This is a genomic window from Planctomycetota bacterium, from assembly GCA_016872555.1.
In the GTDB taxonomy this organism is placed as follows: Bacteria; Planctomycetota; Planctomycetia; order Pirellulales; family UBA1268; genus F1-20-MAGs016.
In genome coordinates this window covers 33,438-40,901 of the sequence record VGZO01000038.1, presented here as the reverse complement: position 1 = coordinate 40,901, position 7,464 = coordinate 33,438, and the positions used below count along the sequence as shown (strand labels likewise).

General features: G+C 74.3%; 3 protein-coding genes and 1 pseudogene. 2 read left to right on the top strand and 2 right to left on the bottom strand.

Features of this window, described 5'->3' with window-relative positions; all coding sequences use genetic code 11:
* A pseudogene (locus tag FJ309_12700) lies at nt 1-75 on the bottom strand (single-stranded DNA-binding protein).
* 3,296 nt (nt 76-3,371) lie between these two features.
* Between FJ309_12700 and lpxK the strand changes: the two are divergent.
* A complete protein-coding gene (lpxK, locus tag FJ309_12695) occupies nt 3,372-4,448 on the top strand; it encodes a tetraacyldisaccharide 4'-kinase (GenBank protein MBM3955456.1) in 1,077 nt (358 codons plus the stop codon).
* Nucleotides 4,449-5,721: 1,273 nt separating this feature from the next.
* A complete protein-coding gene (locus FJ309_12690; GenBank protein ID MBM3955455.1) occupies nt 5,722-7,275 on the top strand; it encodes a glycosyltransferase in 1,554 nt (517 codons plus the stop codon).
* A gap of 24 nt (nt 7,276-7,299) precedes the next feature.
* On the opposite strand, the gene rpmG is transcribed toward FJ309_12690, so the two are convergent.
* Nucleotides 7,300-7,464, bottom strand: a complete 165-nt coding sequence (gene rpmG / locus FJ309_12685; GenBank protein MBM3955454.1) for a 50S ribosomal protein L33 — start codon at nt 7,462-7,464, stop codon at nt 7,300-7,302.

Below are 7,464 nucleotides of genomic sequence, written 5' to 3'. Positions count from 1 at the left end.
TTGCTGCTCTCCACCGCCTTGCTGCTCTCCACCACCTTGCTGCTCTCCACCGCCTTGCTGCTCTCCACCACCTTGCTGCTCTCCACCACCTTGCTGCTCTCCACCACCTTGCTGCTCTCCGCCACCCTGCTGCTCTCCGCCGCCCTGCTGCTGACCGGGGCGATCGTCGCCACGGCGTTGACCGTCGCCTTGATTGGCTCCGTCTCCCTGGGGCATCCCCGCTTGGTCGCCGTCGCCACCCGGTTCTTGCCCCGGTGCCGGCTTTTGATCGCGCATGCCGGGGGTTTGCTCCCCACGGCCGTCTTCTGGATCGCGGGAGCCCGGGCGATCGGCCCCGTTCGCAGCGGCATCGGTGCCAGCCTGCGCATCGCCAGCGCCCGGTTCGCCGCCTCTCCCGCGCTGGTCACCGGGTCGTGCACGATCGGCACCCGAGCCATCGCCCGCGTTCTCCCCGCCGTTGCGGTCGGAGCTCACGCCGTCCTGGCCGGGACGCTTTCGATCGTCGCGACGTTGCCCGCCCTGCTCATCGCCGCGCCGGTCCCCCTCGGGCTGGCCAGCACGATCGCCATCGCCACGCTGCCCCCGCGCGTCGTCCGCGGCGCCGCCGTCGGCCCCGGCAGCCTGGCGGTCGGCGAGGATCCGCTCCATCGCGGTGCCGTCGTCGGTGCCATCGGCGGCGACACGGTCTGCATCGGCGCCGTCGCGTCCGGACCGCTGCGCGGACCGTCCACCGGAGTTGGCCGGCCGCCCGTCGCCGCCGTCGGTGCCGGACGCGTCCTGACCGTCCGCACCCGACTGCCCATCGCGCTGGTCGTCCGACGAACCGCCTCGCCCCGCGCCCCGCTGCCCATCCGTCGAACCGGACTGCCCACCCGACTCCGCCGATGCCTCACCGTCGGCACCGGCGCGGGGCTGCCCCTGCTGACGTCCACCCGATCTCCCCGCGCGTCCCTCTTCGCCCCGGCCAGCGTTGCCCTGCCCCGCTCCCTGCTCCCCCTCTCCGGCCTGCTGTCCTTCTCCGCCACCGCCATCGCTGGCCGGTTCGTCGCCGTCCTGGCCTCGATCGCGTTGCTGCTGCTGCGGACGCTGCTGATCGTCGTTTTCCCTGTTCCGGTCGCGATCGCCGCCGGGGCGCTGGCGCGCCTGCTGGCCGGCGTCGCGCTGGTCGGGTTGCTGCTGATCCTCGGACCCGCCGTCGTCCTGCCGCTGACCACCATCCTGCCGCTCGCGGCCCCCCTCCGCCCCCTCGCGCCCGCCGCGCTGGTCGGCGTCGCGCGCGCCCTGTTTCCTGGCTCCCTGGCGGTCAGGATCATCGGGGATGCCGGGTTGATCGGCGGGGCGCTGCTGGGGCTTGGCAGCCGCGTCGATCTGCAGTTCCTGCCACGGTGAACGGGCGACGTTGATTTCCTGGGGACGGGTATCGATCGCGAATCCACGGTATTCCAGGACGCTCCCCGGGCCGGCGCCCAGTTTGTCGGGGATTAGCCGTGCCGTCCCCTTGAACACCCCTTCGCGGGGTTCCTCGAGGAGCACGATCGGCGTCACTTGTCCGGCTCCCTTGATCCGCGTCTCGACGCCGACCCGCGCCAGGCCGAAGTCGGGATCGTTGGCCCGGACGCGCACCGCCACCGGGCTCCCCGGCGGCACGCGCAACGGTGAATCAGTCGGTTCCTCGATGGCGATCTCCGGGGCGAGGTCGGCGATCACCTCGATGCGGTGTTCGAGACTGTCGGCCAGCACGCCATCGTCGCTCCCCGCCTGCTGGAAGAGGAGGCGATACGTGGGATGCTCGGGGGCCGTCCGGTCGCCGTTGAGGCGGAGCGGAAACGACACCGTTCCGTGGCGGGCACTCGTCCCGGAGAGCTTGATTTTCAGGTCGCGTTGGCCGTCGCAGCGGAAGTCGATCCAGGCCTGGTCGAGGGGTTGGTTGGCCTCGACGGTGAGCGTGGCGAGCGTCTCCTCAACAGCGCGGAGGTCCCCCTGCCACGCAGCCGTTTCCGGTCCGCGGCGCGTGTACGGCGGAAAGTCGTAGCGGACCTCACGCACCAGCAGCGACGGCGCGTCGACCACCGACACCCGCACCGGCTCGGTGTGGCTGTCGCCGGCGGCGATCGCGACGGCGAGCGACCGATCGAGCCCGCGGGCGGCGTCGGGCAAGAGCGCCGTGTACAGGCGCCCGCCGCCGTCGGCGTCGGCGGTGGCGCGCATCGCCACCTCCCAGGGCGCGCCGTGCGGATCGGGAAGCCCCGCCTCGTTCAGCGGAGTGATCCGGCAGACCGGCTCCTCGCCCGACCGCAGGCCACGGATCGCGGCGCTGGTCTCGAGTTGCCGTCCGCGGACGACAACCGCCCGGCCCCCGTCGATCGCCACCTTGCGGCGGGGATCGGCCCCGCTCCCGCGCCCATCCTTGGAAGGATCGTCGGCTGCGGCCCCGTTGGGCATCCGCCACGCCAATTGCGGACTGTCGATCTGCACCCGCGATGGCGCAGCCCAGCCGATCCATGGCGCCAGCAGCCGAGCCCCCGACACCAGCAGGCTCTTGGGCGCGAGCACTTCGTACAGCCCCACAAGCACCACCGCCGCCAGCAGGGCGTAGGTGAGGCGGAGGGCCATCGTCCAGTCGATGGTGGTGCCCGCGGCGAAGTCGGCGAGTTGCCGCGCCGTCCGCCGCTTGAGCGACGTCACGACCACCGGCGCGCTGCCTGCGGGCCGGGCCCGGACCAGGACCGTGTTCACCAGGTCGTTGTGCAGTTCGGGATGCTCGCGTTCGATCTGCCGTGCCGCGTAGACGAGATTGACGCGGTAGCGCACCAACGGCAACAGCCAGCGGAGCGCCGCGGCCGCCAGGCCCACCAGACCGGCGCCCAGCCATGCCCACCGGACGGGCCGCGGAAGCCCCCCCACGACCAGCCAGTGCTCGACGAGCCCGCCGCAAGCCAGCCACCCGATCGCCCCGAGCGTGGCACCGAGGATGAACGTGGTGAACGCGACCCCCTTGTAGTCGGCAGAGGCAGCGGCGAGCCGGCCGGCGAGGTAGGCGTCGGAGTTCGCGCCTTCGCCCGCGGCGCCGGGGGTCCACTCGCGGACGGTCAACGCCTCGACGCCGGCGGCCGGCGCCGGGCGGGGCACGTCGGCCGGTGGATCGGCGACGGCTGCGGCGGCATCGGGGGGCGGGATCACGGACGCCATCGGCGGTCCTCCGATCGCCGCGGCCGGCGGCAGCAGCGACTCGCATCCAGTATATCGGTCGATCGCCCCGCCGGCCCGCGGGCAAAGCGGCCGGGCCCACGCGCCGGCTGCCATTGCCGATCGGTGCCGGGGCCTGCGATATCTGTGCGGCGCGTCCACCGTCCCCCTGCCGACCCGCCGCCATGCGTCTCCTGCCCGATGCCGAGTCGTTCCGTCGGCTCGTCGACGGCTCTCTGACCGGGGTCGGCCCGGCGCTCGCCCGCGGCGTGCTCGCCGGGGTGGCGATCCCCTATGGCGCGGTGGTCGGCCTGCGGAATCGCGCCTACGACACCGGGCTTCTCGGCATCCGCCGCGCGGACGTTCCGGTGGTGTCGGTGGGCAACCTCACGCTCGGCGGCACCGGCAAGACCCCGCTGGTGTCGTGGATCGCTCGCGCCTACCGCCGCCGGTCACGGCGTGTGGCGATCGTCAGCCGTGGCTACGGCGCACTGGCCGGAGAACCCAGCGACGAGGCCGCCGAGCTGGCGGTGGTGCTCCCCGACGTGCCGCACGTCGCCGACCGTGACCGGGTCGCTGCCGTCGCCCGGGCCGTCGCCGGGGGAGCCGAGGTGGCGATCCTCGACGACGGCTTCCAGCACCGGCGGCTCGCCCGAACCGTCGACATCGTCGCCGTCGACGCCACCGATCCCGACGGCTGCGGCCACCTCTTCCCGCGCGGTCTGCTGCGCGAGCCGGTGGCGGCGCTCCGCCGCGCCGACGCCGTGGTCCTCACCCGCGCCTCCGCCGTCGCGCACGAGCGCCGTCGCGAGATCCACGCCGCCGTCGTGCGTGCCAGCGGCGCCCGGCCGCTGGTCTGGCTGGAGACGGACCACGAGCCGGTCGGGTTGCGCGGCCTCGACGGGGCGCTCCGGCCGCTGGAGTGGCTCGCCGGCAGGCGCGTGGCGGCGTTCGCCGGGATCGGCAATCCCGCCCCCTTCCGCGCGATGCTGGTCGGCCGCGGTGCGGCTCCGCTCGGCTTCCACGCCTTCCCCGATCACCATCGCTACGACGCTTCCGACCAGCATCGGCTCGGCGCGTGGGGTGCCGGCCTCGGGGCCGAGGTGCTCGTCACGACCCTCAAGGACATGGTGAAGCTGAGCCCGGAGGCGTTCACCCTGCCGGTCGTCGCCGTGGAGATCGCGCTGGCGCCCCTCGGCGACGCCGCCCCCCTCGAGCGACTGCTCGACGACGTCTGGCGGCGTGACGGGGTGGAGTCGTGAGCGCTTCCGACCCGCGGCTGGTGATCGTCGAGCCCTGCCTCGAGCCCTCGGCCCCGGGGGCGGCGGGGAGCCATGCCGGCCGGTTCGTCTCCGCGCTGCTGGGCGTTGCCGGCCAGCGCCGCTGCACGATCGTCGCGCGGCGCGGATTCGTCGCCGGTGCCGGGATCCCGGAAGAGTGCGCCGTCCAGGCGACGCTGCCGTTCGGTCCACACTCCAAGGTGACCGCCGCCGGCGAACTCGACCGGCTCGACGAGCGCGGCCGGCGCCGGTTTCGTCCCGAGCTGCCGTGGGCCGCTTGGCACCGGCAGCGCCGCCGCGAGGAGCGGATCGAGGGCTTCGCGCGCGGCGTGCTCCCGGCGCTGGCCGACCTGCGTGCCGGCGACGTGGTGTTCGTGACGACCGCGTCGGAACTCGAAGCCGCGGGGCTGGCTCGGGCGCTGGCGCGGTCCCCGTTGCCCGTCGGCATCGGCTGCCACGTGCTGTTCCACACCGCGATCGAACGCGGCTTCCGCACCGATCGGCCGCGGCAGGTCGGGCGGTTGGAGCGCGTGCGGCGGCTGCTGGCGGGGGCCGTGCACGAGGCCGCCCCCCACCGGCTCGCGTTCCACGCCACGACGCCCGAGCTGGCGGCGCAGTACACCCGGCTCGGCGTGGCACCCTGTGGCGTGCTGCCCTACCCGGTCGTCGTTCCGCCGCCACCGCCGGGGCAGCGCTCCGCCGCGGGGCCCCTGCGGGTCGCGGCGCTCGGCGACGCCCGCCCGGAGAAGAACAGCCACCATCTCGCCGGGATCGTCGACGCGGTCGCGGCGCGGCCGGTGCTGGCGGCCGCGGTGACGTTCGCCGTGCAGTGCAATCCGGGCTTCGCCGCCACCTCGACCGCGCCCGGGCACGAAGCGGTGCGCCGCTGCCTGGCGGAACTCGGTGACCGGCCGAGCGTCGAGCTCGTCGACGGGCCGCTCGACGACGCGGCCTACATCGGCCAGCTGCGCCGCGCCGACGTCGCCCTGCTGGCCTACGATCAGGACCGCTACCGCACGCGGCTCTCGGCGATCCTCCTCGAAACGCTCGTCGCCGGGGCGGTGCCGATCGTCACCGGCGGGGGCTGGATGGCCCGGCAACTCGCCGGCGCACAGGCTGACCATGTCGCGCGGATCGCCGCCGGCGCCGCCAGCCAGCGGCTGGGGCTCGTTCGCGCCATGACCGTCCGCCACCCGGGGCTCGCCGTGCGCTGCGCCGTGCCGGCGGGGACCACGGCGCTGGTGGTGGACGTGGCATGGGCGTGCGACGGCACCGATGCCCTCGCCGAACCGCCGCTCCGGCTGGCCTGTGCCACCGACGACGACGATGCCCCGCCGCTCCCCGCCACGGTCGCCTGTGCACCGTCGGCGGGTCGGACGACGGCCGTGCTGTTTCCGCTCCGGCCGGTCGCGACGCCCCGGACCATGACCGTTCACGTCGGGCCGGTCCGCGCCGCGGCGGAGGTGGCGATCGACCGGATCGCGATCGACGCGCTGGCCGGCGGCGCCCCGCCACCGGCGGGGGCCGCGGGCGTGATCGTCGACGATGTCGCCGACGTTCCCGCCGCCCTGGCCGAGGTGGCGCGGCACGCCGACCATTACAGGCACGCCGCCGCCGCGCTGGGTCGGGCGGTCGGGGCCGTCCACGGTCCGGCGGCACTCCTCGAGCGACTCGTGCCATGACCGCCCCCACCCCCGCGCGGTGCGACATCTCGCTGGTGGTCAACACCCACCAGCGCCCGCGGCACCTGGGGCTGGTGCTCGCGTCGATCGCCGCCCAGGAGGGGGTCGCGGGGCGTTTCGACGTCGTCGTCAGCGACGACGGCTCGACCGACGACACGGCCGCGGTCGTCGCCGCCTTCGCCGCGCGCGTGCCGTTCCCCGTGCGCTTCACCACCGAGCAGCGCGACGGCTTCCGGCTAGCGCGGGTCCGCAACCGCGGGGCGCTGCTGGCCGGCGGAGAGACGCTGCTGTTCCTCGACGGCGATTGCATCCTCCCCCCGGACCATGTCGCCGCCTACCTGGCGCGGCGGCAGCGCGGTACGGCGCTGCTCGGCTACTGCGTGCGCCTCCCCGAGGAGGCCAGCCGCGACCTCGAACCGGGGCCCGTCGACTGGCACGCCCTGTCCGCGCGGGTTCCCCGGGCCGAGCGGGAGGCCGTGGCGCGCCGGCTCCGCAAACAGCGCTGGCACTCCTGGCTCCGCCACCCCACCAAACCGCGCCTCGCCGGCGGCAACTTCGCCGTCTGGCGCGACGACTACGTCGCCGTCAACGGCTTCGACGAGCGGTTCCGCGGCTGGGGCCAGGAAGACGACGACCTGGGACTGCGCCTCCGAGCCGCCGGCGTCCGGCTCGAGCCGATCATCGACCGGACGATGACCTACCACGTCTGGCACCCGACCGATCCCAGCGCCACGCCGCGGTGGCGGGACGGTGCGAACGTCGGTTACTTCCTCCGCCGCGGGCGGTTGACGAAGTGTCGCGCGGGGCTCGTGAGGCGCCCCTGCGGGCAGATCGTCTGGGGCCTACCGCCGGATCTGCCGACGACCGCAGTCGGCCGGGCGCTCGCGGCGCTTCTCGGCGGGGCTCCGCAGGCCGCTCCAGGGGGGGCGTGCGAGATCGACGTCGTGATCCGTCCAGGGAGCGGAACGTTCCGCCGACGTGCCGAGTGCCGCGTGGTGCTGCTCGCCGACGGAGCGACCGGCCGATCGGCACCGGGCATCCGCCCAGGCTGGTTCGGCCGACGGGCGGATCGGGTCGTGTCTACCGATCCGGAGACGCTGCCGGCCGTCCTCGACGAAGTCGGCTGACCAGGAGGCGCCGCAGGCCGACGGCTACTTCTTCTTCTCGAGGTGGAGCGTGTGCTTCCGCAGCCGCGGCGAGTACTTCTTGACCTTCAGCTTCTCGCCGCCGGTCTTCTTGCGGAGCGTGTAGTTGTGGTCGCCGCTCTCCTCGCAAACCAGGTGGACGACTTCGAGTTTCTTCTTGCCCTTGGCCAT